The sequence below is a fragment of the Kribbella sp. NPDC050459 genome (assembly GCF_040655315.1).
Taxonomy (GTDB): Bacteria; Actinomycetota; Actinomycetes; order Propionibacteriales; family Kribbellaceae; genus Kribbella.
In genome coordinates this window covers 48,133-72,444 of the sequence record NZ_JBFAJQ010000001.1, presented here as the reverse complement: position 1 = coordinate 72,444, position 24,312 = coordinate 48,133, and the positions used below count along the sequence as shown (strand labels likewise).

22 protein-coding genes are annotated in these 24,312 nt (G+C 67.7%); 16 read left to right on the top strand and 6 right to left on the bottom strand.

Translation table 11 applies throughout. From position 1 onward, the window contains the following. Window positions 1–96: 96 nt before the first annotated feature. Window positions 97–2,235 carry a histidine kinase gene (locus AB0I12_RS00315; protein WP_359922361.1) on the top strand — a complete coding sequence of 713 codons (2,139 nt, stop codon included), beginning with the start codon at window positions 97–99 and terminating at the stop codon, window positions 2,233–2,235. After that, window positions 2,232–2,882: a response regulator transcription factor gene (locus AB0I12_RS00310; protein ID WP_359922359.1), complete on the top strand. Its 651-nt coding sequence runs from the start codon at window positions 2,232–2,234 to the stop codon at window positions 2,880–2,882. The genes AB0I12_RS00315 and AB0I12_RS00310 overlap by 4 nt, the downstream gene beginning before the upstream one ends. 183 nt (window positions 2,883–3,065) lie before the next feature. On the opposite strand, the gene AB0I12_RS00305 is transcribed toward AB0I12_RS00310, so the two are convergent. After that, window positions 3,066–4,079, bottom strand: coding sequence for a WYL domain-containing protein (locus AB0I12_RS00305; protein WP_359922357.1), 1,014 nt, complete (start codon window positions 4,077–4,079; stop codon window positions 3,066–3,068). A gap of 54 nt (window positions 4,080–4,133) precedes the next feature. On the opposite strand from AB0I12_RS00305, the gene AB0I12_RS00300 reads away from it, so the two are divergent. The 6 genes from AB0I12_RS00300 (at window position 4,134) to AB0I12_RS00275 (ending at window position 11,839) form a co-directional block, all read left to right on the top strand. Further along, on the top strand, window positions 4,134–5,264 hold the full coding sequence (locus AB0I12_RS00300; protein ID WP_359922354.1) for an epoxide hydrolase family protein: 1,131 nt from the start codon (window positions 4,134–4,136) through the stop codon (window positions 5,262–5,264). A gap of 349 nt (window positions 5,265–5,613) precedes the next feature. Continuing rightward, window positions 5,614–5,964, top strand: coding sequence for a hypothetical protein (locus tag AB0I12_RS00295; protein WP_359922351.1), 351 nt, complete (start codon window positions 5,614–5,616; stop codon window positions 5,962–5,964). Continuing rightward, window positions 5,961–6,605, top strand: coding sequence for a hypothetical protein (locus AB0I12_RS00290; protein WP_359922348.1), 645 nt, complete (start codon window positions 5,961–5,963; stop codon window positions 6,603–6,605). Before AB0I12_RS00295 ends, AB0I12_RS00290 begins: the two co-directional genes overlap by 4 nt. A gap of 87 nt (window positions 6,606–6,692) precedes the next feature. Further along, window positions 6,693–9,791, top strand: a complete 3,099-nt coding sequence (locus AB0I12_RS00285; protein WP_359922345.1) for a DUF3427 domain-containing protein — start codon at window positions 6,693–6,695, stop codon at window positions 9,789–9,791. 24 nt (window positions 9,792–9,815) lie between these two features. Next, window positions 9,816–10,709, top strand: a complete 894-nt coding sequence (locus tag AB0I12_RS00280) for an HNH endonuclease (protein WP_359922342.1) — start codon at window positions 9,816–9,818, stop codon at window positions 10,707–10,709. A gap of 155 nt (window positions 10,710–10,864) precedes the next feature. Further along, complete coding sequence (locus AB0I12_RS00275) at window positions 10,865–11,839, top strand: aldo/keto reductase (protein WP_359922339.1); 975 nt, start codon at window positions 10,865–10,867, stop codon at window positions 11,837–11,839. 57 nt (window positions 11,840–11,896) lie between these two features. Here the strand turns inward: AB0I12_RS00275 and AB0I12_RS00270 are convergent, their stop codons facing one another. Beyond that, window positions 11,897–12,760, bottom strand: coding sequence for a LysR family transcriptional regulator (locus AB0I12_RS00270; protein ID WP_359922336.1), 864 nt, complete (start codon window positions 12,758–12,760; stop codon window positions 11,897–11,899). A 61-nt stretch (window positions 12,761–12,821) separates the two neighbouring features. Between AB0I12_RS00270 and AB0I12_RS00265 the strand changes: the two genes are divergently transcribed. Then, window positions 12,822–13,805 (top strand): aldo/keto reductase, encoded by a 984-nt coding sequence (locus AB0I12_RS00265; RefSeq protein WP_359922333.1) that lies wholly within the window; start codon window positions 12,822–12,824, stop codon window positions 13,803–13,805. Here AB0I12_RS00265 and AB0I12_RS00260 read toward each other — a convergent pair. Further along, entirely contained in the window at window positions 13,802–14,689 is an 888-nt protein-coding gene (locus tag AB0I12_RS00260; protein ID WP_359922330.1) for a LysR family transcriptional regulator, read from the bottom strand. The genes AB0I12_RS00265 and AB0I12_RS00260 overlap by 4 nt on opposite strands. Window positions 14,690–14,789: 100 nt before the next feature. Here AB0I12_RS00260 and AB0I12_RS00255 point away from each other — a divergent pair, with 100 nt between their 5' ends. From AB0I12_RS00255 to AB0I12_RS00230, 6 genes are all read left to right on the top strand, one after another. Beyond that, on the top strand, window positions 14,790–15,206 hold the full coding sequence (locus AB0I12_RS00255; RefSeq protein ID WP_359922328.1) for a hypothetical protein: 417 nt from the start codon (window positions 14,790–14,792) through the stop codon (window positions 15,204–15,206). An 18-nt stretch (window positions 15,207–15,224) separates the two neighbouring features. After that, window positions 15,225–15,785 (top strand): GNAT family protein, encoded by a 561-nt coding sequence (locus AB0I12_RS00250; RefSeq protein ID WP_359922326.1) that lies wholly within the window; start codon window positions 15,225–15,227, stop codon window positions 15,783–15,785. 72 nt (window positions 15,786–15,857) lie between these two features. Beyond that, window positions 15,858–16,634 (top strand): L,D-transpeptidase, encoded by a 777-nt coding sequence (locus AB0I12_RS00245; protein WP_359922324.1) that lies wholly within the window; start codon window positions 15,858–15,860, stop codon window positions 16,632–16,634. 197 nt (window positions 16,635–16,831) lie between these two features. Next, complete coding sequence (locus tag AB0I12_RS00240; protein WP_359922322.1) at window positions 16,832–17,335, top strand: DUF3592 domain-containing protein; 504 nt, start codon at window positions 16,832–16,834, stop codon at window positions 17,333–17,335. 62 nt (window positions 17,336–17,397) lie between these two features. Next, complete coding sequence (locus tag AB0I12_RS00235; protein WP_359922319.1) at window positions 17,398–17,832, top strand: VOC family protein; 435 nt, start codon at window positions 17,398–17,400, stop codon at window positions 17,830–17,832. 158 nt (window positions 17,833–17,990) lie between these two features. After that, entirely contained in the window at window positions 17,991–18,635 is a 645-nt protein-coding gene (locus AB0I12_RS00230; protein ID WP_359922316.1) for a helix-turn-helix domain-containing protein, read from the top strand. Here AB0I12_RS00230 and AB0I12_RS00225 read toward each other — a convergent pair. From AB0I12_RS00225 to AB0I12_RS00215, 3 genes are read right to left on the bottom strand one after another with little or no spacing between them, the layout of a single operon-like run. After that, a complete protein-coding gene (locus AB0I12_RS00225) occupies window positions 18,605–19,423 on the bottom strand; it encodes a CPBP family intramembrane glutamic endopeptidase (RefSeq protein ID WP_359922313.1) in 819 nt (272 codons plus the stop codon). The two genes, AB0I12_RS00230 and AB0I12_RS00225, sit on opposite strands and share 31 nt — an antisense overlap. After that, window positions 19,420–21,663, bottom strand: a complete 2,244-nt coding sequence (locus AB0I12_RS00220; protein WP_359922310.1) for an MMPL family transporter — start codon at window positions 21,661–21,663, stop codon at window positions 19,420–19,422. The genes AB0I12_RS00225 and AB0I12_RS00220 overlap by 4 nt, the downstream gene beginning before the upstream one ends. A gap of 4 nt (window positions 21,664–21,667) precedes the next feature. Then, window positions 21,668–23,125, bottom strand: coding sequence for an MFS transporter (locus tag AB0I12_RS00215; RefSeq protein WP_359922308.1), 1,458 nt, complete (start codon window positions 23,123–23,125; stop codon window positions 21,668–21,670). Window positions 23,126–23,215: 90 nt separating this feature from the next. Between AB0I12_RS00215 and AB0I12_RS00210 the strand changes: the two genes are divergently transcribed. Then, a complete protein-coding gene (locus tag AB0I12_RS00210; RefSeq protein ID WP_359922305.1) occupies window positions 23,216–23,980 on the top strand; it encodes an SDR family oxidoreductase in 765 nt (254 codons plus the stop codon). The last annotated feature ends 332 nt before the right edge of the window (window positions 23,981–24,312 follow it).

The window sequence follows — 24,312 nt, the reverse complement described above, 5'->3', positions numbered from 1 at the left end:
CTTGGGGGTGGATTCCTGCGGCGGCGGGCAGTTCCCCGCCCGATCCGGGATCGCGATCCCGAGACGCCGGGAACCCTGCGGGCGCACAATCCCGGTATGACCATCTCCGCGAACAGCCGAGGCCTCGCCGCCGCGCTGGCCGCGCTCGTCGTCGCCGAGGTGGTCTTCGCCGTCGCCTACGGCGTCTCGCTCGGGTGGGGCTGGGGCAAACTGGTCGACACCTTTGTGGTGACGAACGGACTAATGGGTCTCACGTTCGGCCTGTGCGGGGCGGTCATCGCGTGGCACCGGCCGGCCAATCCGATCGGTTGGCTGTTCCTCGCGGACGGGATCGGCCACGCCACCACGCCGTTCGCCTCGACCCTTGCGTATGTCGTCCATGACGGCCTTGCGCAGCAGGTGCTCGTCACGGTCGCGCTAGGGGCCTGGCCGTGGTCGATCGGACTGTTCCTGCCGCTCGCGCTCTTGTTGTTCCCTGACGGCCGCTTGTTGTCGCCGCGCTGGCGGTGGGCCGTGATCGGTGTGGTTGTGACCGCGCCGCTCTTCGTCCTCGAGATGACCGGCAGCGGCGAGCCGATCTCGTCCGGGTTGCCGACCGGGTACCTGACACTGCCGAACTACGACTCCTGGCAACCGCTGTGGACCGCGACCGAGCTCCGCAACGTGGTCGCGCTCCTGCTCGCACTACTCTGCCTCGCGATCCGCTACCGCCGCGCCGACGAAACGGGCCGCCGGCAACTGCTGTGGTTGCTGCTCGCGTCGGTGATCGCCCTGCTGTTCGTCATCCCGTGGGCCTTCGTCGCCGGCACCCCGATCCTCGTCCTGCTGGCGATTCCGCTGATCCCGATCGCTGTCGCCGTCGCGATCGTCCGGTACCAGCTGCTCGACATCCGCCTGGTCGTCTCCCGCGCGCTGACCTGGGCACTGCTGTCACTGGTTGCCGTCGGCATCTACGCCGCGCTGGCCGCTCTCCTCGACTCGCTGATCGCCTCCCAGGTCGGCCGATCGGCCGCGGTCACCGTCTTCGTCGCCCTGATCATCGCCCCGGTCCTACCCCGCCTCCAGGCCCTGGTCGACCGCGCCCTGTACGGCGACCGCCACGACCCGGCCCGCGTGGCATCCCGCGTCGGCGAGCAGCTGTCGGCTGGTCTACCGGGTGTCGTCGCCGCCATACGTTCCGCCTTACGCCTGCCGTATGTCGGGTTGGCCGTCGACGGTCGTGTGACAGCGGACGGTACGCCTTCAGCTTCGGTCGTACACCTGCCGTTGTCGTACGGCGGTGAGGTGGTCGGGACGCTCGAGGTGGGTCTGCGGTCGGGCGAGTCCGGGTTGTCGTCGGCCGATCGGGATGTGCTCGGACTGGTCGCCGTACCGCTGGCGGTCGCGGTGCACGCCACGCGGCTGTCCGCCGAGCTGCAGGCGTCGCGGGAGAAGCTCGTGTCAGCACGTGAGGAGGAACGACGACGATTGCGCCGGGACCTGCACGACGGCCTGGGCCCGACCCTTACCGGCGTCGCGTTCTCCGCCGACGCGGCCGCGAACCTCGTCTCCTCCGACTCCACCCGAGCCATCGAGCTCCTCGCGCGCCTGCGCGCCGACACCCGCTCAGCCATCACCGAGATCCGCCGCCTCGTCGACGACCTCCGCCCGCCGGCCCTGGACGAACTCGGTCTCGTAGGCGCCCTCCGTCAACGAGCCGACCAGATGTCGATCCGCGCCGACGGGACAGCTCTGCGGGTCCGGGTCGTGGCGTCCGGGCTGCCTACGCTGCCCGCGGCGATGGAGGTCGCCGCCTACCGGATCGCGACGGAGGCCCTGACCAACGTCGTACGACACGCACGCGCAACCTCCGCCGTACTGGCCCTGCGCTGCGGCGACGAACTGGAGATCGTCGTGACCGACGACGGTCCGCCTAGCGAAAGTTGGCACCCGGGAGTCGGCCTCCACGCGATGCGAGAACGAGCCGCCGAACTGGGCGGCACCTTCGAAGCCGGCCCCACCCCCACCGGCGGCCAGGTCCACGCCACCTTCCCTCTCACTGCACCTCCCCCACACACAATCAACTCCTCCCACCGCACAGCCGCATCGAGCACCCAGCCACCCAGCACACGGCCGGAAGCCGCAACCAGCCGCCCCGCGCCCGCCGCGCACACCGCCGACCCGCCTGCCGATGCCCCGACACCCCACGCCAACTCCGAGCAGCGCCCGGCTGATTCCTCCTTGGAGTCGCGATGATCCGGGTCGTACTGGCCGACGACCACCCGGTCGTGCGCGCCGGGTTGGAAGCGTTGCTGAGTTCCCTCCCGGGCATCGAGGTCGTCGGCGTCGCCGCGACCGGGCGCGAGGCGATCCGCGAAGTCGTGACGAACCGCCCCGACGTCGCCGTACTAGACCTCCAGATGCCCGACCTCGACGGCTTCGCCGCCACCCGCGAACTCGCCCGCTCAGCCCCCGACGTCGCCGTACTCGTGCTCACCATGTTCGAGGACGACGACTCGGTCTTCGCCGCCATGCGCGCCGGCGCCCGCGGCTACCTCGTCAAAGGCGCCGAGCAGGAGGAGATCGCCCGCGCCATCCGCGCCGTCGCCGCCGGCGAGGCGATCTTCGGCCCCGGCGTCGCCCGCCGCGTACTCACCTTCTTCACCGCCCCACCACCCGCCACCCCGTTCCCCGAACTCACCACCCGCGAACACCAGATCCTCGACCTCCTCGCCGCCGGCCTCTCCAACCCCGCCATCGCCGCCCGCCTCGACCTGGCCCCGAAAACCGTCGCCAACAACGTCTCCACCATCTTCACCAAACTAGGCACCACCGACCGCCCCACCGCCATCATCCAGGCCCGCAACGCCGGGCTGGGGGTACCGAAGGACGGGCCGCAGTAACCCTCGGCTCGGTCCCGCGCCGCACTCTGGATCAGACGCCCCAAGGTGCGGGCGATGGTGTGCACGGTCGACAGGTAGTGCACCGGTGAGACGCTGTACACGGCGACCGGTTCACGCTCAGGTGCACTACCTGGCCGACCGACACGTCCTGTCGAGATGACACACCCCACACCTGTTCGCCGCTTAACTCCGGTGCTCCGGCGGCTCGATCGCGTTGAGATAGCGCCTGCCGACGGTCTCCAGGTGAGCAACGAGGGCAGGCGGGCCGTCGACGTGGAAGTCCAGGCCGAGCATCCCGATGTAGACGGCGATCGTTTCGAGGGAGTCGGCGCCGGTGACGAGGATGCTGGTGTTGTCGTCGACGGACTCGACGATGCCGACCGCGGCGTGGATGCGGGACAGGACGTCCTGCGCCGGCGCGTGGACCGTGATCCGCGCGTGCACCTTCCAACCGGTCGACGCCACGTCACGCAGCACGAAATCGGTGTACGCCTCGTCCGCCATCGGCCGCGGCTGGTACCGCCGCCCCGTTGCCATCCGCAACGACATCCAGTCGACCCGGTACGAGTGCCAGTCCGCCTGCTCGTCCCGCGCCACGAGATGCCAGTACCCGTGCCAGCTCACCAACCGGTACGGCTCCACCAGCAGCGGCAGGTCCCGCCCCACACCGGACCCGGCCTTGTACATCGAGTCCCCCTCCGGTACGGCGTACTCGAAGCGGAGGTAATGCTCGTCGCGAATACAAGCCGCGATCGTCGCCAGTACGCCGGGATCGATCTCGGGAGCGTCGACGTTCGAGCGCGTGTTGTCGGGGCCCTTCTCCATCGCCCGGTTGATCGCGTTGACCTGCCGCTGAAGACGATGCGGGAGAACCTGCTGGAGTTTGGTCAGCGCGCGCTCGCTGCTCTCCGCCATCCCGGTGACGCCAGCCCCGGTACGCAGGCCGACGGCGACCGCGACTGCCTCCTCGTCGTCGAGCAGCAGCGGCGGAAGTTTCGCGCCGATCCCGAGCTGGTAGTGGCCGGCCGGGCCGCGCGTGCCGTCGACCGGGTACCCCAGTTCGCGGAGCCGGTCGATGTCGTTGCGCACCGTCCGCGTGGTCACCTCGAGCCGCTCGGCCAGCTCGGAACCGGTCCACGCCGGCCGGGTCTGCAACAGCGCTAGCAGTGCTAGCAAACGCGTCGAAGTTTCCAGCAAAACAGTCTCCTGATTAGGAATCTAATGTTCCTATACGGATTCTACGGTAGAGCCATGAACAAGAACGAGAGCATCCGGTCCTTCACCGTCACGATCGACCAGGCCGACCTGGACGACCTGCAGAACCGCCTCGCGCGGACCCGGCTCCCCGAGGCCGCCCCGGGCGACAACTGGGACCTCGGCACGCCGAACCACTACCTCCGCGAGATGGTGGACCGCTGGCAGAACGAGTTCGACTGGCGGGCCCAGGAAGCCCGGATGAACGAGTTCCCGCACTACCTGACCGAGATCGACGGGCAGACGATCCACTTCATCCACGTGCCGTCCGCGGTCGAGGGCGCGACCCCGCTGCTGCTGGCGCACACGTACCCGGGTTCGTTCGTCGACTTCCTCGACATGATCGGCCCGCTCACCGACCCGGTCGCGTACGGCGGATCCGCCGAGGACGCGTTCTCCGTCGTCGTACCGTCGATCCCGGGCTTCGGGTTCAGCACCCCGCTCGTCGAGCGCGGCTGGACGATGGCGCGGGTGGCCCGGACGTTCGACACGCTGATGCGGCGGCTCGGGTACGACTCGTACGGCGTGCACGGCTCGGACGGCGGCGCGATGATCGCCCGCGAGCTCGGCGTACTCAACCCGCCCGGCTTCCTCGGCCTGCACGTCCTGCAGCTGTTCTCGTTCCCGTCGGGCGACCCGTCGGAGTTCGAGAAGTTCACGCCGGCCGACTACGCGGCGCTCGAGCACCTGAAGTGGTTCCAGTCGGTCGGCGGGTACAACGCGATCAACTCGACCCGCCCGCAGACCGTTGCCGTCGGCATCTCCGACTCACCGGTCGGCCAGCTCGCCTGGAACGAACTCTTCAACAACTTCGGCAACGGCACCAGCCTGGTCACCCCCGACCAAATCCTCACCGAGGTCTCCCTCTACTGGTTCACCAACACCTCCGCCGCCGCCGGCCGCTACCACTACGAAGAGGCCAACTCCGGCGCCGAACCGTCCTTGAACCACGCCCCCACCGGCGTAGCCGTCTTCGCCGACGACTTCAAGACCATCCGCCCGCTGGCCGACCGCGACAACCCCAACATCGTCCACTGGTCCACCTTCGAAAAGGGCGGCCACTTCGCCTCCCTCGAACGCCCCGAAGAAGTCACCGAAGACCTCCGCAAGTTCTTCCGCAACCTCTGACCAACTGTCGAAGGGCCGGCCTCTGGGCCGGCCCTTCGGTCTGTGACAAGCACCAGGGAGCCCGGAGCGCAGAAGCGCCCCGGGCTCCTTTGAGCTCCACCCATCTGGAGGGACGTCCGGGCAGAGCCTCCTCCATCGGCCAAGACACCCCCGCCGGCCTGTGGATAACTCACGTCCCGGTAGAGCCTGAGCTCCTATCCTGAACACGCGCCATCGGTCCAGCTTGAACAGGTAGCGGCCGAAATCGGCTGGGACCTAGACGAACCGCTCGACGACTCCGACTTCAAACCGAAGCCCGAAGAAATGACACCGTCCTTTAGGCTGGGCAGAGGCTAGCGAGGGAGTTGAGATGTCGAGCGAGACGCCGCAAGACCGGCCGAATGGTGACCGAGTCAACGTCATCGACACGGCCACCGCCGCGCACAACCTCCCACGGATGCTGCAGCGGTTCCGTGCGGGGCAGGCCGAGCCGTTGATCTTCGGCGACAGCGGTCAACCAGAAGGCGTGGTCATCCCGTTCGACCGGTGGGAACAGCTCGAAGAGTTGGCAGCGGACGCGGAGCAGGCCGCCGAGGTTCGCGAAGTCACCCGGCGACGCCTGGCCACGAACCGCGTAGAGGACAACGTCTCGGCCGACGAGCTGGCCGAGGAATTCGGCTGGAACCTCGACAGCGACAACGAACCGCCCGCAGCGCGATGACGGCGAAATACCACCTGATCATCGATCCGGAGCTCCGCGACGAGCTTCGCGACCTCTACGCCCGCGCCAAGGCGGATCCCAACGGTCCTGCCGCCAAGCAGTTCGAAGCAGTTCGCCTCGGCCTGAGTGCCCTGCGCGAGGGCCGCGAGGACGAGTTCGCCGGCGAGCGCCTCGGCCGCTCGGACAATCATCCAGATCTCCGCGACTGCGCAGAGATCAAGATACCGGTAGTGGAGGAGTTCAACAGGCGCGGGCGCCCGATGGGCCCGTCCCATAGACTCACCTATCGAGAATTCGACGGCCCGACCGACTCGCACCTACCGGTGCGGCAGGTCGTCGCCTTCGCCCCTCGCAAGGACGGCGAGATCTTCGACGTAACCGCCACCCGCCTCGGCCGCACCAAAGGCGTCGCCCTCGACGAACTCGACCACCTCCCAACCGTCCGCCCGGCAACGGGCCCCGCCAAGGAGGCCGGTCGCCCCGTCGGACCTCCCCGCATGCCGCTACCACCCGACCTGGCCCAGGCCTTCAAGGCAATGGAGGGCCTCGCCCCACCCACCAGCACCGCACCACCAGCAACAAACCAGATGCCAACAGCCCAACGGAACACGCCAAACAGAGGATCGGCCAGGGACAGGTAAACACAAATCTGCCCACCTGCAACACGCGCTTAACGCCATAACTGTCGCCGCGATCTGGCAAGCTCCTCGGCGAGGGGTGATAGGGGAATGAAGCCAGGCATCTACGACGAACTGGTGACGAACAGCCTGCTCGAGGCGATCAGGCAGTTCGACGGCGAGGCGCCAGTCCTACACGACGTCGACGACGCCGACCAGCCGGAAGTCCTAGCACGACACGTCGGGGATGCCGTCCGTCGTGTGCTAGGTAGCACCCGCGACGAAGGCAAGCGTGTTGCTCTGGTCAACGACCTACTGCAGCGCCTGGCCGAGCACGGCGATCTACTCCCCGCCGAACCGCCTCGTCAACTGCATGCGTTGTATCCCTCCGCGCGTCCTGGGACGACAACCTACGGCTCCTCCCGCCCGGGTACTCCGCTGTCGGAGGCGGCGCTACTGACGAACTCACCGGGCGAGCCATCGCTTGGGCCTGAGCTTCGCGCCGAGATCGACACCTCCGATCAGGTGGATCTCGTCTGCGCGTTCGTGAAGTGGTACGGCCTTCGACTGCTGGAACCCGAACTCGCGCGACTCCGGCTCCGAGGAGCTCCGTTCCGCGTCATCACCACCACCTACCTGGGCGCGACGGATCGCACTGCCCTCGACAAACTGGTGAACGACTTCGGCGCCGAGGTCAAGATCCAGTACGACGTACTCCGTACGCGGCTCCACGCGAAGGCCTGGCTGTTCCGCCGCGAGACCGGCTACGAAACGGCGTACGTCGGCTCGTCGAACCTCTCACGAGCGGCGCTACTCGATGGTGTCGAATGGAACGTCCGTCTCTCCCGGATCGCGACGCCGGGCTTGCTGAACAAGTTCGCGGCGACGTTCGACACCTACTGGAATGACTCCACGTTCGAGTCGTATCACCCTGAGCGCGACCGTGATCGACTCGACGACGCCTTGGCTGAAGCCAGTGGCCGCACCTCGTCCAATCGAGTCACGATCTCGCTGGCCGGGCTTGAAGTACGCCCGCGGCCGTATCAAGCGGAGATGCTGGAGGAGATCGAGGTCGAGCGTGAGGTCCACGACCGGCATCGCAACCTTGTCGTCGCGGCGACCGGCACCGGCAAGACCGTCATCGCGGCCCTCGACTATCGACGCCTCCGCGACGCTGCCCTGCAGCGCGGTGAACCTGCGCCATCGCTTCTCTTTGTTGCCCATCGACGCGAGATCCTGCAGCAGTCTCTGCGCACGTACCGCGAGGTCCTCGCCGACGCCAACTTCGGAGAGGAGTACCACTCCGGCGCTCGTCCCGAGCGCTGGCGGCACGTGTTCGCCTCGGTGCAGGCGTTAACGGCGTACGACGTCGCATCGATGCCAGCGGACGCATTTGAGATCGTGGTCGTCGACGAGTTTCACCATGCCGCGGCACCGACCTATCGCCGGCTTCTCAATCATCTGCAGCCGCGCGAACTACTCGGGTTAACCGCGACTCCCGAACGCACCGATGGCTTCGATCTATTGAGCTTCTTCGACGGGAGAACCGCCGTCGAACTTCGCCTCTGGGATGCGCTTTCAGCCGATCTGCTCTGCCCGTTCCATTACTTCGGGATCGCGGATGACACTCGGCTTGACGATCTGCAATGGAAGCGCGGCCGGTACGACGAGCGGGAGCTCGAAAAGCTGTACACCGGAAACGACCGACGATCAGCCATCGTCCTCCGCGAGGTTCGGGACAAGCTCCCCAACGTCGGCGCCATGCGAGCGCTCGGGTTCTGTGTCTCCATTGCCCATGCCGAGTACATGGCGGATACCTTCAGCGCAGCAGGAATCCCGGCAAGAGCCGTCTCCGGCGAGACATCGACGGTCGTGCGTGACCAGGCGTTGCGCGATCTGAAGGATCGCCGCGTGAATGCACTGTTTGCCGCCGACCTGTTCAACGAAGGGCTCGACCTTCCAGAGGTCGACACCGTGCTCCTCCTTCGACCGACAGAGAGCCCGACGGTCTTCCTTCAGCAGTTGGGTCGCGGACTGCGTCACGCCGATGGTAAGCCGGTGTTGACCGCCCTCGACTTCGTCGGGCACCAGCGCAAGGAGTTCCGGTTCGATCTCAGGTTCAGGGCCCTCACCGGCAAGACCCGGAAAGGGCTGGAAGATCAAGTCAAGCAGGGGTTCCCGGCCCTGCCTTCTGGTTGCCAGATCGTGCTTGACAAGGTCGCGCAGGAGGTCGTCCTCTCCAACCTAAAGGGTCAAGTCGCAGGTCGTTGGCAGGACATGATCCGAGAGCTCAAGGCGCAGGGTGACCAAGACCTCGGGGGCTTCGTGCGAGAGTCGGGAGTCGAGCTCAGCGACGTACTCCGCTCGGGTCGGAGCTGGACATCGCTTCGGCGCGACGCGGGCCTGCCTACGCGTGCTGGATCGACGCAGGAGACCGCCCTGCTCCGTCGGGTTCGAGCGCTTGCCCACGTCGACGATCCAGAGCGCGCTCAGGTCTATCGACGACTGTTGCAGGACGACGGGCCGGCGTACGACGAACTCGCACCCATGCACCGCACGTTCGCCCGCATGCTCTTCTTCTCGCTGTGGCCGAACGGCGGCGGATTCACGTCGTATGAGCAAGGCTTTCACGCTCTTCGTCAGGAGCGCGCTGCCCGCGACGAACTGATCGAGGTGACCGACTTCGCTCAGGATCACGCCCGCCATCGCGCGCTACCACTCAGAGGCCGACTCGGCGACCTCGCGCTCCGGGTACATGCCCGCTATCAGCGCGAGGAGATTCTGGCGGCGCTCGATTACGCCACCTTCGAGCGCCGCCCGAGCACGTTCCAGTCGGGTGTCTTGTACTCAGAGGAGCGGAATTCCGACGCCTTCCTCGTCACCCTGGTCAAATCCGAAGCGGACTACTCCCCCACCACGATGTACCGCGACTACGCGATCAGCCCGACACTTTTCCACTGGGAGACTCAAAGCAATACGTCGGTCACCTCAAAGGTGGGCCAGCGATACCTCAATCACCGCGACCAGGACACGAAGATCCTGATCTTCGCCCGCGAACACAAGCTCACCGAGCTCGGCACGGCGCCGTATCTCTTCCTCGGCCCAGCCACGTACACCTCGCATACCGGCGACCGTCCGATCGCTATCACCTGGCAACTCGACTATCCGATGCCCGTCGAAATGTTCCAAGCCGCGTCGGTCGTGGCATAACCCACCGCCTGGAGGCAAACGCAGTTGCCGCACCTCAGCCTGTCCGACGAACTCGCGCTGCGCGAGCGAATCCTCGAACGCCTCGCCCATCTCTGCGATCAGTCAGGCGGAACTGTCACTCGCGTCCAACTCGCCAACTTCGAGATCGACGGGGAGCGCCTGCCCCTGATCGATCAAGGTCGCGGAATCCGAAATCCCCGTGACTTCCGCGCGACACTGTCGATCCTCAGTAAACCGGATGGGCAGTACGACGACCGGCAGGTTGATCATGGCTACTACGTGTACGCGTACCAAAGAGATTCCGCTGAAGGCGACAACCGAAAGCTCCGAGCAGCCATCGAGCCCAGCTTGCCGATGATCCTGCTCCGTTGGCTGGAAGCAGGCGTGTTCGTGCCGATCTTCCCTGTCTACGCCGTCGCCGACGACCCCGCCGCCCGCCTCTTCTTGATCGCGTTGGACGAATCGCTGCGCTTCATCCCCAACCCGCAGAACCTGAAGGAGCAAGTGAAGCAGTATGCCGAACAGGTCACCCGCAGGCGACTGCACCAGCCGGTGTTTCGCGCGTCCGTGATCCGCGCCTACGAAACCCGCTGCGCTGTCTGCCACCTGCACCATGGCGAGCTACTCGACGCCGCGCACATCCTGCCTGACTCGCATGCGGACGGCGTCCCGCACGTCACCAACGGTCTCAGCCTCTGCAAGATCCACCACGCCGCGTACGACCAGAACCTGATGGGCATCCGCCCAGACAACGTGGTTGAGATCAATCGAGACCTGCTCGCGGAGCGCGACGGCCCGATGCTCACGTACGGCCTGCAACAGATGCACGGCAGCACAATCACCGTTCCCCGCCGCAAACCAGAACGCCCCAACCCCGAAGCCCTCGCCTTCCGCTACGACCAGTTCAAGGCGAGCTGAGCATTACGCAGTGTTCAGCGCACATAGCACGGCGACGCAGGTGCCGCGCGTAGCACCGGGTGGGTCGATCCAGAGCCGACTCAGAACGTGGGGTGATCGGACTGTGCAGATTCTTCTGTTGGAAGTCTGGGCGGGGCGGAGGGAGGGTGGAAGCCATGGACTTCACTCAGCTTGGACGGACAGGTCTGTCGGTTAGTCGGATCGTCTTGGGGACGATGAACTTTGGGCCTCTGACCGAGGTGGGGGATGCGCACGCGATCATGGATGCGGCGCATGACAAGGGGATCAACTTCTTCGATACGGCCAATGGGTACGGGCGGGCGATCTACCCGGGGCGGACCGAGGAGATCATCGGGGAGTGGTTCGCCAAGGATGCCAAGAACCGGGACAAGACGGTGCTGGCCACCAAGGTGTACGGGGACATGGGCGATGGGTGGCCGAACGAAGGGCGGTTGTCGGCGCTCAACATTCGGCGGGCGCTGGACGCCAGTCTGACGCGGCTGCAGACGGACTACATCGATCTGTACCAGTTCCACCACATCGACCGGAACACGCCGTGGGAGGAGATCTGGCAGGCGATGGAGGTCGCCGTGCAGCAGGGCAAGATCCTGTACGCCGGGTCGAGCAACTTCGCGGGGTGGCACATCGCGCAGGCCCAGGAGGCTGCCAAGCGGCGTGACTATGTCGGGCTGGTCAGTGAGCAGTCGCTCTACAACCTGGCGCAGCGGGACATCGAGCGTGAGGTGCTGCCGGCGGCGCAGGCGTACGGGCTGGGTGTGATCCCGTGGTCGCCGCTGCACGGTGGGCTGCTGGGTGGTGTGATCCGGAAGGAGAACGAGGGTGTACGGCGCCTCGAAGGGCGCGCCAAGGAGACGCTCGAGAAGCTCCGGCCGCAGATCGAGCAGTACGAGGCGCTCGCGGACGAGCTCGGACACGAGCCGGGTGACCTTGGGCTCGCGTGGCTGCTGCACCAGCCCGGCGTGACCGGGCCGATCGTCGGGCCGCGGACGATGGAGCAGCTGGAGTCCGCCGTACGCGCGGTCGACATCAAGCTCGACGAGAAGACTCTCACCCGCCTCGACGAGATCTTCCCCGGCTACAAGACCGCCCCAGAGGACTACGCCTGGTAGGACACTTCCCGGGGACCTTGGACATCTCAGGTGATGTTCAAGGTCCCTGTTGTGTGTTCACGCTCCGAGCGCCGCGAGGAACACACGTACGGCGTCGCGGGTGTCGTCGGAGCGCCAGGCGACGGCGAGTTGGGCCGGTGGGAGGTCGGGGACGGGGCGGCAGGTCAGGCCGGGGCGTTGGTAGAGGCTGGCGTTGCCGACGGCGAGGAGGGCTACGCCGACGCCGGCGGTGACGAGTTCGAGGACCTCGTCGGCGGCCGTGGCCTCGGCCGCTACCACCGGTGGGCGTGGTCGCTCGTCGACGGCGAGCCAGAAGTCGCGGAGCGGGCCGGCCGCCGCGGGGAGGGCGACGAACGGCTCATCCAGGAGTAATGAGAACGGGATCTCGGACCGGTCGGCCAGCGGGTGCTGATCGGGCAGCGCGACCCAGCGAGGTTCGGTGATCAGGACGCGGGTCGCGAAATCGCCGGCGACCGGGAGCCAGACGAACGCCACATCGCTGGTGCCGTCGCCGAGCCCGGCGGTCGGGTCGTCCCAGCCGACCAGGCGGAGCGAAACCGTCCACCCCGGAAGCATCGAACGGAAGCGTGCGACGGCCGGGCGTTGCAGGTCTCGCCCGACAGCAGTCTGCATGCCGACGACCAGTTGCTGTGGATGGGCCGCGGCGCGTGCGTCGGCGTACCCGCGGTCCCAGGCTGCGAGCACGTCCCGCGCGACCGGGAGTAGCGCACTCCCCTGCGACGTCAGCTCCAGGCCGCGCGGCTGACGGGAGAAGAGGTCGAAGCCGAGCCGCCGCTCGAGGGCGCGGAGCTGCTTGGACAGCGCGGGCTGGGAGACGAACAGGCGCGCCGCCGCGGCGGTCACGGTCGACTCCTCGGCGGCGGCCACGAAGTACCGGAGTTCCCGCAGGTGCGCGTCCATAACCAACGGTTATACCAACAGGTCTTGGTGCAACCGGCACCGGCCGATCGATGCTGGGCGCATGACGAACACACGCAACCTCGGCGGGCTCGACGTGCCGGCGATCGGCTTCGGCGCGATGGTGCTCTCCCCCGGCATGTACGGCGCGATCGACGACGACCGGGCGCTCACCGCGCTGACCGCAGCGATCGACGCCGGCGGGACGTTCATCGACACCAGCGACGCGTACGGCGACGACGGGCACAACGAGAAACTGGTCGGCCGGGCGATCCGTCGAAGGCGCGACGAGGTCACCGTCGCGACGAAGTTCGGACTGCGCCTCAGCGACGGCGCGGAGCCGCATCCAAAAGACGTCGGGTTCGCATTCGAGCAGCTGCTGGTCAACGCGGAGCCGAAGTACGTGCAGCAGTACGCCGAGAACAGCCTGCGCAACCTCGGCGTGGACGCGATCGACCTGTACTACCTGCACTTCCCGGATCCGCAGGTGCCGATCGAGGACAGCGTCGGCGCGATGGCCGAGCTCGTTGCCGACGGCAAGGTACGACACCTCGGCGTGTGCAACGTGACCCCGCAGGAGCTGCGGCGCGCGTACGACGTACACCCGATCGCCGCCGTACAGACCGAGTGGTCGATGTGGCGGCCGATCGACCCGGAGCTGCTCGACGTGGCGCGCGAGCTCGGCGTCGGCGTCGTACCGTGGAGCCCGCTCGGAGCCGGCTTCCTGACCGGCACCGTGCAGGCGCTGGACAAGGACGACTTCCGGAACAACGCGCCGCGCTTCGACGCCGCGAGTCTGCAGGCGAACAACGCATCGTACGAGGCGCTGCAGGCGCTCGCCACCGACCTCGGCATCACCCGCAGTCAGCTTGCTCTCGCGTGGCTGCTGCACCAGGATCCGGCGGTCGTACCGATTCCTGGCAGCCGTACGCCGGCGCACATCGTCGAGAATTTGGCGGCCGCGGACATCACGCTGCATCCGGACACGCTGACGCGCATCGACGCGGTGCTCGCCCGCCTGACACCGGTGGGCGGCACGCTCCTCTAAGCGTGGACCGCCGTCGTCGGAAGCATGCCAAGCAGGGCGTCGGCGGCGAGGGAGGCGGCGGTTCCGGTCGGTACGGCGACCGAGACCTGCCAGTGCGACGCAGCGCCGGGGGCGAGGGCGACGGTGACGTGATCACCGCGTTTGGCGGCGATCCGTTCCGGGACGAGTGCCACGCCGAGGTTGTGGGCGACGAGCGCGAGGAGGGTGTGCACGTCGTTGACCTCGATGGTGACCGGGTGCGCGACCCCGGCGTCGGCGAACGCGCGGTCGGAGATCGCGCGGGCGCCCCAGGTCCGGTCGAAGTCGACGAACGACTCCCCCGCCAGATCGTCGAGCGTCACGCCGGACGCGTTCGCCAGCCGGTGGTCGGGGGCGCAGACGAGCACCATCGACTCCCGCGACAGCGGTCGCAGGTCGAGCCCGTCGACCGGGTCGCCGGCGGTCGCGACGAAGGCGACGTCGAGCCGGCCGGAGGCGAGTTCGTCCAGCATCGGGGTGGAGCCGCCCTGGCGGACCTCGATCTCGACCCCTGGGTACGCGGAGCGGAACTTGGCGAGCAACGCCGGTACGTCGACCACCCCGAGGCACTGCTCCAGCCCGACGGTGAGGTGACCGCGCAGCAGGCCCTGGACCGCGGCGACCGCGTCTTTCGCGGCCTCGGCGGCGGCGAGCGTACGGCGGCCTTCGCACAGGAGCGCCCGGCCCGCCTCGGTGAGCTCCACGCTCCGGGTGTTGCGCACAAACAGCGAGGCGCGCAGCTCACGCTCGAGCGCGCGGATCGAGGCGGACAGACCCGACTGGGAGATCGACATCGCCTCGGCGGCCCGCGTGAAGTGCTTCTCCTCGGCCACCGCCACGAAGTGTTCCAAGTGCCTCAGCTCCATGACTAAGAACTGTAGTCGATCGAAAGAAATCGATTCACCTGTCCCACATCTCAGGCAGCCGCCGCGCAGGATGCGGCCCCGGCCTCGGTAGGGTGTGGGCATGGCGGATGAGGAGTTTCGGGTTGAGGTCGTGCTCGGGAACGACGAGCACGGGTTGACGTTCTGGGAGCGGTTGCGGGCGATCGATCTCGACGACGATGCGCAGAAGCGGCTCGGGAGTCCGGTGACGGTGACCCGGGACGGGAACCGGATGCTGATGTACACGCACACGCTCGAGGACGCGCAGGAGGCTGAGCGCACCGCCAAGGAGCTGGTGGCCGACGACCGCCTCGAGGCGCACTACACGATCACCCGGTGGAACGCCGAGGAGCAGGACTGGGCCGACCCGAGCGTCCCGGTCGGCCCGCACGACGCCACCGAGGACGCCGCGAAGAACGCGAACATGGAGGTCCCGGACCCGCGCTACGTGGTGATGCAGGCCTACAAGCCTGAGTTCCTCCGCGACCTGGGTCTGTAGAACCCCACCGGGGCAGACATGGATGTAGTGCTGGCGCCGGTGCGTGCGGAGGATGTGCCGCTGTTGCAGCGGTTCGCGGTGGAGCCTGGGCTGATCGGGCTCGACTGGGGCGGGTTCCGGGATGCGCAGGCGCCCGTTCGGCGGTTCGCCGAGGACGGATTCCTCGGCGTTGAGGATTCCCGGCTGATGGTTCGGACCGGGGACACGACGGCCGGGATCGTGTCGTGGCGCTCGGGGTCGTTCGACAGTGTCACGAACTACTGGGAGATCGGGATCGCGCTGCTGCCGGAACACCGCGGACGTGGGATCGGTTGGCGGGCGCAGGCGATGCTGACGGCGTACCTGTTCGAGCACACGCCGGCGTACCGGATTCAGGCGGCGACGCATCCGGAGAACCTCGCCGAGCAGAAATCGCTGGAAAAGGCGGGTTTCCGGCTCGAAGGCGTGATCCGCGGCTGCGAGTTCCGCGCCGGCCGGTACCGGGACGGCTACCTGTACAGCAGGTTGCGCGACGACCCGGCGCCGGAGCTCGGCAACGGTTCGGTGACGGACGGTGGTTTGAACCCTCTCGCGCATTAGTCTCGGCGGGTCGTTGCACGCCTACTCGGCGTGGCTCTGCGACTCTGAAAATGCTGAGGGAGAGGGGAATCCGTGTCACGTCGACGTGGTCTCGTTGCCGGTGCCGTGCTGTGTTCGTTCGTACTCGCCGGCTGTTCGGACGTGGCCGCGAGCGAGTCGACGCCTTCCCCGACGCAATCCCCCGCCACCAGCAGCACCCCGGCGCCGACACCGACGGCGACCGCGAAGCCGACGGTCAAGCCGACCGCGAAGCCGAAGCCCAGGGTGAAGCAGAAGCCGGCGTACTACGCGCTGCGCGTGGAGCGGCAGCTGGACAAGCTCGGCTACCCGGTCGGCGACATCGACGGTGACATCACAGTCCGCGCCAAGCAGGCGCTGTGCGCGTGGCGCGAGACGCACGGCCTGCCGGTCAGCCGCGCCGGCCTGACGCTGAACGACGCATACTCGGTGCTCAACGCAACGAGTCGCCCGGCGCCGACCCGCGAGCCCGGCATCTACGTCAACAAGACCTGCCAGATCCTGTACCAGATCGTTGGGAAGACCTACAAGCGGATCGTCTGGATCTCCACCGGCGGCCCCGGGTACGAGACCCCGAACCGCACCGGCAAGGTCTGGCGCAAGTGGGCCGGCGCCCACGAGAGCAGCCTGTACGAGGACGCGTACATGTACGACTCGCTGTACTTCCTCAAGGACCGCCCCGGCATCGCCCTGCACGGCTCCCGCGCCAACTCCCTCGTCAAGCCCTACCCCGCCAGCCACCGCTGCGTCCGCGTCCTCCGCCCCGAGATCCACCACATCTTCACCGAGACCCCGATCGGGACCAAGGTCCAGATCTACGGCGAGTACTAGCGGCGCATCGCCCGCCTGATTCTCCACTCCGGCAGAGATCGATCATCGGTACCCGTCGATGACCGCTCTCCGTCAGCACTCCACGGAGCAGTCACGGAGCAGAGCCGTGAAGCGGTACCGTTGGGGTAGATCGAGGGGGTTCGGGCGGTGGGCGTCTGTAGATGCCGCGCCCGATTTGTGGCGGTGGTGGGTACAGCATGCGCGGTCTCAGGAGGGTACTTGGGGCGCACTGGGGGAAGATCGCCTGTCTGGTTTTGGGCCTCGGGTTGGCTGTCGGGGGCTCGTTCTACCTGTGGAACCAGCATCGGTTCGGGGAGACAGCCGCACACGCCGACGGGACCATCGTCGGCCTTCATGAGAGCAGCGGGACCGGCGAGGACAGCGGTTCGACATACTGTCCGGTGGTTCGCTTCGTGACCGAGCGTCGGGAGGTTGTCCAGTTCACCGATCGCACGTGCAGCGATCCGCCGCCACGAATCGGGACCACCGTCGAGGTGCTCTACGATCCGGACCATCCGCAGCGCGCGCAACTTGGCGCGACAAGATGGCTGGTCCTTGGCGGTGTATTCACCACCTTCGGGTTCCTGATCACCGCCGGGGTCGTCTACAGCATCGCGCGAGCTGTATCGCGCAGACACGGTCATCAGCGAAGCGGTCGTCTCCAGGACAGGCCACGGCCCCAAGACACCGATACCGGCTGAACTCGTTCAGCCGGTATCGGCACGCCGAATGGGGTGCCGTGCGGCGCTGAAAGAATGTGCGGGTGAATCACATACCCGACCCCGCGCTCGTTCCAGAACTCTTGGTGGAATCAGTTGCGGCGAGCCTCGACTTCTGGTGCCGGTTGTGCCGATTCGAAGTGCTGTACGACCGGCCGGAGGAGGGATTCGCGTACATCGCCCAGGGCAGCGCGCATCTGATGCTCGAGCAGATCGGGGTCGGGCGTAACTGGCTGACCGGACCCCTCGACCGACCACTCGGACGCGGCATCAACTTCCAGATCAGCGTTGCCGCGGTCGGACCCGTCTGCTCGTCGCTTCGCGAAGCGGGCTGGCCGCTGTTCATGGAACCGGAAACCAAGTGGTACCGGACCGGCAATGGCGAGGCCGGCGTCGAGCAGTTCCTTGTCACCGACCCAGACGGTTATCTTCTTCGGTTTCAGGCGTCCCTCGGGAGGCGGCCCGTCGAGCAGCCCTGAGGTGTCTCGAGTCGATCCTCCAACGGACACGCTGGAGTTGTTCGAGTACGTCGGGCTGGGTATAGAGCCCCCAGCCGGCGACTCCTCGGTCACGTACGGAGGACGCTTCCGGCCCCGCTACCCTCAGGTGAGCGATCGAGGGACAGGGAGCGACAGGGATGGCGTCCGGCAAGGCCCAGAAACCTGGTGTGCGTGCGGCGAAGGCGGCGGCGACCCGGGCCCGGATGCTGGCGGCCGCGCGGAAGCTGTTCATCGAGCGCGGGTACGCCGGGACCAGCATGCAGGCCATCGCCAAGGAGTCCGGGGTGGCGGCACAGACGCCGTACTACACGTTCACGACCAAACGTGCGCTTCTCAAGGAACTCCTCGATGTCGAGATCGCAGGTGACACGGCGCCGATCGCCACCCTCGACCGGCCCTGGATCGCTGAGGCGATGGCCGCCGAACCGGCCGATCAACTGCGCCAGATCGCGAAGGCGACAGCCGCCATCCACACCCGCGTGGCTCCACTGCTCGATGTCATCCGCTCGGCGGCACCGACCGAGCCGGAGGCCGCTGAACTGTGGCGAACCAACATCTTCCAGCGCTTGACCGTTCAGACCGCGGTCGTTGCCGCGCTGATGGCGAAGACCGGGCTGCGCGAGGACCTGGACGCCGGCAGAGCGGCCGACATCCTGCTGGCGGTCCTCGCGCCCGAGACGTTCCTGCTGTTCGTCCAGGAGCGCGGATGGACGGCCGACGAGTGGGCGGCCTGGGCTGCGGACACCTTGATTCACTCGCTGTTGCCGGCCGACCTCTGGTAGAACCGAACGATCGGACGTCGGGCCGGCGGCAGCAACATGGCGACCAGCGCGGCCACCGACAAGGCAGCCGCGATCGCGATCATCGACGCGGTTGCCTCCACCTCGGGATAGACGGACTCGCCCACGTTGAGGCCGGCATGCGCACAGGACGCCAGGATCACCAGCCGTCCACCGGCGACGAAGATCCAGACGATCAGGACCCGGGCCGCCACGGTCGACACCGTCCAGGCGGCGATCCACGACCAGTCCCGGCCGGCCTGCACGAGCGGGACGATGTGCCATGCAGCCCAGATCGCACCGATCATGAGACCGCGGAACACCGGGCCGCGAGCGCTGCCGAAGCGTGGGTACAGGAATCCCATCCAACCGATCTCTTCCATCGAGGCGGCCACCAGGAAAACCACGACCAGGACCGGGACCGCCACCGCAGCGGATCCGGCCGGCCCGGCGGCCCCGTCAACGAGCCAGTTCGCGGCAGCGGCCGGCACGAGCAACGCCGGAACGCCGACGAGCCCGGCGAACAGCCATCGCCGACGGCCTCGCCGAGGGAGCCGGATCATCTCCCGCGCCAGGCGGCGCACCGCATCGGCCTCGCCGGTGAAGTGGGCGATCAGGAACGCGCAGATCATCGGTACGACGAACTGCGCGGCCGAGACCGGGAGGTCCATCGGCAGATCCTCGGGAGAGTCGACGAACGCCCCTACCAACCAGATCGGCGCCGACAGCAAGAAAACGGCGCCGACGAACCAGTTGCGCTGACTCCGGTGCGAGAGCATCGCCGTCGTCACCTGCTCTCCCTCAGACCGATGGCCCGATGGATCCGCGCCAAGGCGTTCGGCGCCCACCAGTTCCGCCGGCCGAACAACCTCATGACGGCCGGCAGCAGCAGGCCGCGGACGAGTGTGGCGTCCACCAGGACAGCCAGCGCGAGCCCGACCCCCAACAGCTTCAGCACACTCAGACCCGACGTGGCGACCGCGCCGAGCGCGACCGCCACGACGAGCGCCGCTGCTGTGATCAGCCGCCCGGAGACCCTGAGACCGAAGGCAACGGATCGAGCCGTGTCCCCACTGTCCAGGTAATGCTCACGAATACGCGACAGGACGAACACGCTGTAGTCCATCGACAGGCCGAACGCGACGCAGAACATCAGGATCGGCACGGTGACCTCGAGCCGGCCGGTATGGACGAAGTCACCGACGAGCCACTTCAGATGGCCTTCCTGGAAGACGTAGACCATCGCACCGAACGATGCGGTCAGACTCAGCGCATTGAGGACCAACTGCTGCAGCGGGATCACGATGCTGCCGGTGAACAGGAACAGCAGGACGATCATGCTGAGTGCGATGACCGCCGCGGCCCAACCGATGCGGTCGGTCAGCATGTCCTTGGTGTCCACCAGAGTCGCGGCGTCACCACCGACCAGGGCACCGGACGGCGCCGGCGTCGCACGGACGGCACGCACCAGTGTTTCGGCCGCGCGCGAGTTCGGGTCGAGATCCGCGGTGACCAGCAGGCGCGTTCCGTTGTCGAGAAGCATGCCGGCGGACGTTCGGGATCGGGCCACGGCCTGACCACCCACGAACGTACCTGCCGGTGAGTCGACCTGGGCGGCATGCGGCAGGACCGACAGGCGTCGGGCATAGTCCGCGACCGCGGTCGTCGTGACCCGATCGCCACCGCCGAGGACGACGACGATCGGCGCGGTCTGCGCTGACGGGAACTGGGTCCGGACGGCCTCGGCCGCCACCTGCGCCGACGCCCCTCGCGGAAGCACGCGATCATCCAGGAGGCCGAAGTCCGCCCGAAGGAACGGGACGGCGGTCGCGCCCAGCAGGATCACCACAGCGACAGCCACCACGAGTGGCCGGCGCATGGTCAACGCGGACAATCGCCCTGGCCGACCACCGGAACCCGCACGTCGTCGCCGCAGGAGCGCGGTCACGTCGAACCTGTCGATCCGCGGGCCGACCACCGCGAGCAGTGCGGGAAGCAGGATCACCGAGGTGATCGACGCCAGTGCCACGACCACGAAACCGGCGTACGCGAGGGAGCGCAGGAAGTAGATGGGAAAGACCAGCAGGGCGGCGAGCGAGAGCGTCACCGTCATGGCCGAGAACAGGACGGTCCGCCCGGCGGTTCGCACACTCGTCACGATCGCGGCCGCGGTGCCCCGGCCCGCGCCCAGTTCCTCGCGGTACCGATTGACGATGAACAAGCTGTAGTCGACGGCGAGCCCGAAGCCGAGCGCGGTGGTCAGATTCATCGCAAAGATCGACACCGGCGTCGCCTCCGCGAGCACGCGCAGGACAGCGAGCGTCCCGGCGACCGACACGGCACCGACGACAACCGGCAGCAACGCACCGATCAGCGACCTGAACACGATCACCAGCACGAGAACGGTGAGCGGTGCAGCGATCAACTCCGACCGCGTCAGATCTTCCGCACTCAGCCGGTCGGCCTCCGCGTTCACGACCCCGGCCCCGGTCGCCCGCACCTCCAGATCCCCCTGCCGGCCGACGAACTGAGGCACTACGTCGTGCACCAGTCGCGCCACCTCGTTCTCGTCGCCGAGGAGCCTGACGACGATCAGCGCGCTCCGGCCGTCGGCGGAACGCAGCCCGGGGTCGTTCGTGGTCCAGTACGACCGCGCGTACGACACCGAGTCCGAGCTGCGCTCGATGCGCCGCGTCAATTGCCGGCCCGCCTCCGCAGCCCCGGCGTCGTCGACGCCGGCGGCGGAGCTCGCAACGAGGACGACGTTCGGTGCGCCCGCTCCGAACTCGGAGGTGAGTACGACGTCGGCACGGACCGACTCGAAGCTCTCGGCGGTGTAGCCACCGGCGGACAGGTGATGCTCCGTCCCGGCGCCGAGCACCGCGGCGGCACCCGCGATCAGCGTGGTGATCATCAGCGTCAGCCAGCGACGGCGTACGACGCTTCCGGCGACCGTGGCCAACGCGCCGGCCGGGCGGCGCCGGGTCCGGCGCCCACGAGGCTTCATCCGCTCTTCAGTGCTCTTCGTCATTGTTCTACTCCGCTGTTTCACTACGCGTCGCCGTACGATCGGCAGCGACGTCCGGGGTGCTGGGCACTTCCCCGCCCGCTGATCGCCGGGCCAGCAGGACGAGGGTCAGGGCGGCGCCCACCGCGGCGAGCCCGGCCGCGGTGCTGAAACCGGCCCGAAGGCCATCGACGTAGGCCGCCATCGGGTCGGCCGAGGCCGAGCGCTCCGTCCAGGTAGTTGCGATCAGCAACAGCCCGGTGACGCCGAGGCCGGCCCCGATGCGTTGAGTGGTGTTCACGATTCCGGCGACGACCCCCGCATCCGCGGCCTCGACCGCGCTGACGGCGGGAACGGTGACGCCGACGAACGCCGCCGGCAGCCCGACGCCGAAGATCAGCGAGGGCGGAAGGACGTCCCGCACGAAGTCGGCGTCGACCGGCAGCCGCGCGTACCAAGCCAGGGCGACGGCCTGGAGGGCCAGCCCAAGGGCGAGGACGCGCGCAGCTCCGAGCCGCTTCAGAATGCTCGGCAGGACCGTGCGGGAGAACACGATCCCGGCGAGCGCGACGGGCATCACGGCCAGTCCGGAGCGGATCGGCTCGTAGCCCTGCGCGATCTGGAAGTACAGGGACAGCAGGACGAACGCCGGGACGTGGGCCGCCCCGACGAGTGCGTTCACGAGCGACGCGCCCGTCACTGCGCGGACCCTGAACAGTCGCAGCGGCATCAACGGGTGGCGCGCGCGATTCTCGAGGGTGAGGAAGCCGGCCAGCAACGCGGCGCCCACGGCGACCGTCGCCCACGCGGCCGTGCCCTGACCCGTCTCGCCGAGTCCGTAGCCGATCAACAGCAGAGCCGACGTACCGATCACCGCACCGGGGAGGTCGAGGCGGGCCGTGGCTCCGCGCACCTCCTGATGGTCGGCCGCCAGCAGCGGCCGGGCGACGATCAGCCCGGCGACGCCCACCGGGAGATTGAGCAAGAAGATCGCGGGCCAGCCGAGGCCCTGGGTCACCAGGCCACCGATCGCCGTCCCGAGCGCCGCACCGGAGGCTCCCATCGCGCTCCACACGGCGAAGGCCTTTCGCTGTGCCGCGGGGTCACTAAAGCTTGACTTCAGTAGAGCGATCTGAGCCGGCACCAGGACGGCAGCTCCCAGCCCCTGCAGTGCTCGCCCCGCGATCAGCAGCGTGGCCGTCGGCGCGAACCCGGCCGCCGCGGAGGCGATCGTGAAGACGGCGAGTCCGGCGACGAACATCCGGCGAGGTCCGAGCAGGTCCGTCGCACGGCCGCCGACCAGCATGAATCCACCGAATGTCAGCAGATACGCGTTGCTGACCCAGGCGAGCTGCGACTCGCTCAGCTGCAGTGTGGTGCCGATCGCCGGTAGGGCGATGTTCACCACGGTCGCGTCGAGGAAGACGATCAACTCGACGGCGGTGATCAGCAGCAGGGTGATCGCCTCACGGCGTCGACCGGTCATTACAAACCCCTTTCACTAGAGCGGGACTTTAGTTAGAATTCACTAAAGCGTTGCTCTAGTCAAATCTGTTCTGGAAGGTAGGTAGCGGCAATGAACGGCACAAGCAGGCCGGTGGCCCTGGTGACCGGGGTCGGGCGGCGGATCGGGATCGGCGCGACTCTCGCCGAAGGGCTCGCGGCGAGCGGGTACGACGTCGCCTTCAGCTACTTCGGGAAGTACGACGAGCGGATGCCGTGGGGCCGCGACACCGACGGCCCGACCGGGATCACCGCGGTCCTCGAGCGTCACGGCGCGCGGACACTGGCGGTCGATGCCGACCTGGAGGACGCACTCGCTCCAGCCGGCCTGTTCCGCACGGTGAACGACGCGCTCGGTCCTGTGCGAGCGCTGGTGATGGCACACTGCGAGGGCGTCGACAGCGGCATCCTCGACACCACGGTCGACAGCTTCGATCGGCACTTCGCCGTGAACGCGCGCGCCACCTGGCTACTGATCAAAGCCTTCGCCGAACAGTACGACGCGCCCTTCGGCTCCGGCCACATCGTGGCGTTGACCAGCGACCACACGGCGCACAACCTGCCGTACGGCGCCAGCAAAGGCGCATTGGACCGCATCACGCTGGCCGCCGCAGAGGAACTCCACCACCTGGGACTGACCGCCAACGTGATCAACCCGGGCCCGATCGACACCGGCTGGATGACCCCTGACCTGGTCCGGTGGGGAACCGTGGCCACGCCCCTCGGACGCCTCGGCACCCCCCGCGACACCGCCGACCTGGTCAGCTTCCTGTGCTCCGAACAGGGCGGCTGGATCAACGCGCAACTACTCCACAGCAACGGCGGCCTGAAGGGGTAGAGGCCGGCAGTTTCTCCGGGGATTGCCGGAGGAAGCCTGGTGACTGTCCGGTACGCGCGGCGCCCCGACGTACTCGGGAACGCGGTCCTCGTCGGCGGGCCGGCCGACGTCGGCGTACAGACGCTGGCGGACAGCACACTGTTCCGGATCGACGCCCAGTTCATTGACGGCTGCCGCGCGGAGCGACAGCCGTGTCGCCTGGGCGCTGGCGGAGGAGCTCAACCGCCGCCTGTACGAGAACCTGCGGCAGACCGCTGTGAACGCGTTCCGCACGGTGCGACTCGAGCGCACGACAAAAGTCACAGACACTCCGCCGCCGCGGACGAAGACTG

What these genes read in the sequence shown, in the direction of transcription:
- AB0I12_RS00260 (WP_359922330.1), bottom strand. Translation starts at nt 14,689, where the DNA reads ATGGAGCTGAGGCACTTGGAACACTTCGTGGCGGTGGCCGAGGAGAAG.
- AB0I12_RS00240 (WP_359922322.1), top strand. Translation starts at nt 16,832, where the DNA reads ATGCGCGGTCTCAGGAGGGTACTTGGGGCGCACTGGGGGAAGATCGCC.
- AB0I12_RS00220 (WP_359922310.1), bottom strand. Translation starts at nt 21,663, where the DNA reads ATGACGAAGAGCACTGAAGAGCGGATGAAGCCTCGTGGGCGCCGGACC.
- AB0I12_RS00255 (WP_359922328.1), top strand. Translation starts at nt 14,790, where the DNA reads ATGGCGGATGAGGAGTTTCGGGTTGAGGTCGTGCTCGGGAACGACGAG.
- AB0I12_RS00275 (WP_359922339.1), top strand. Translation starts at nt 10,865, where the DNA reads ATGGACTTCACTCAGCTTGGACGGACAGGTCTGTCGGTTAGTCGGATC.
- AB0I12_RS00310 (WP_359922359.1), top strand. Translation starts at nt 2,232, where the DNA reads ATGATCCGGGTCGTACTGGCCGACGACCACCCGGTCGTGCGCGCCGGG.
- AB0I12_RS00270 (WP_359922336.1), bottom strand. Translation starts at nt 12,760, where the DNA reads ATGGACGCGCACCTGCGGGAACTCCGGTACTTCGTGGCCGCCGCCGAG.
- AB0I12_RS00215 (WP_359922308.1), bottom strand. Translation starts at nt 23,125, where the DNA reads ATGACCGGTCGACGCCGTGAGGCGATCACCCTGCTGCTGATCACCGCC.
- AB0I12_RS00265 (WP_359922333.1), top strand. Translation starts at nt 12,822, where the DNA reads ATGACGAACACACGCAACCTCGGCGGGCTCGACGTGCCGGCGATCGGC.
- AB0I12_RS00250 (WP_359922326.1), top strand. Translation starts at nt 15,225, where the DNA reads ATGGATGTAGTGCTGGCGCCGGTGCGTGCGGAGGATGTGCCGCTGTTG.
- AB0I12_RS00285 (WP_359922345.1), top strand. Translation starts at nt 6,693, where the DNA reads ATGAAGCCAGGCATCTACGACGAACTGGTGACGAACAGCCTGCTCGAG.
- AB0I12_RS00300 (WP_359922354.1), top strand. Translation starts at nt 4,134, where the DNA reads ATGAACAAGAACGAGAGCATCCGGTCCTTCACCGTCACGATCGACCAG.
- AB0I12_RS00230 (WP_359922316.1), top strand. Translation starts at nt 17,991, where the DNA reads ATGGCGTCCGGCAAGGCCCAGAAACCTGGTGTGCGTGCGGCGAAGGCG.
- AB0I12_RS00295 (WP_359922351.1), top strand. Translation starts at nt 5,614, where the DNA reads ATGTCGAGCGAGACGCCGCAAGACCGGCCGAATGGTGACCGAGTCAAC.
- AB0I12_RS00290 (WP_359922348.1), top strand. Translation starts at nt 5,961, where the DNA reads ATGACGGCGAAATACCACCTGATCATCGATCCGGAGCTCCGCGACGAG.
- AB0I12_RS00210 (WP_359922305.1), top strand. Translation starts at nt 23,216, where the DNA reads ATGAACGGCACAAGCAGGCCGGTGGCCCTGGTGACCGGGGTCGGGCGG.
- AB0I12_RS00315 (WP_359922361.1), top strand. Translation starts at nt 97, where the DNA reads ATGACCATCTCCGCGAACAGCCGAGGCCTCGCCGCCGCGCTGGCCGCG.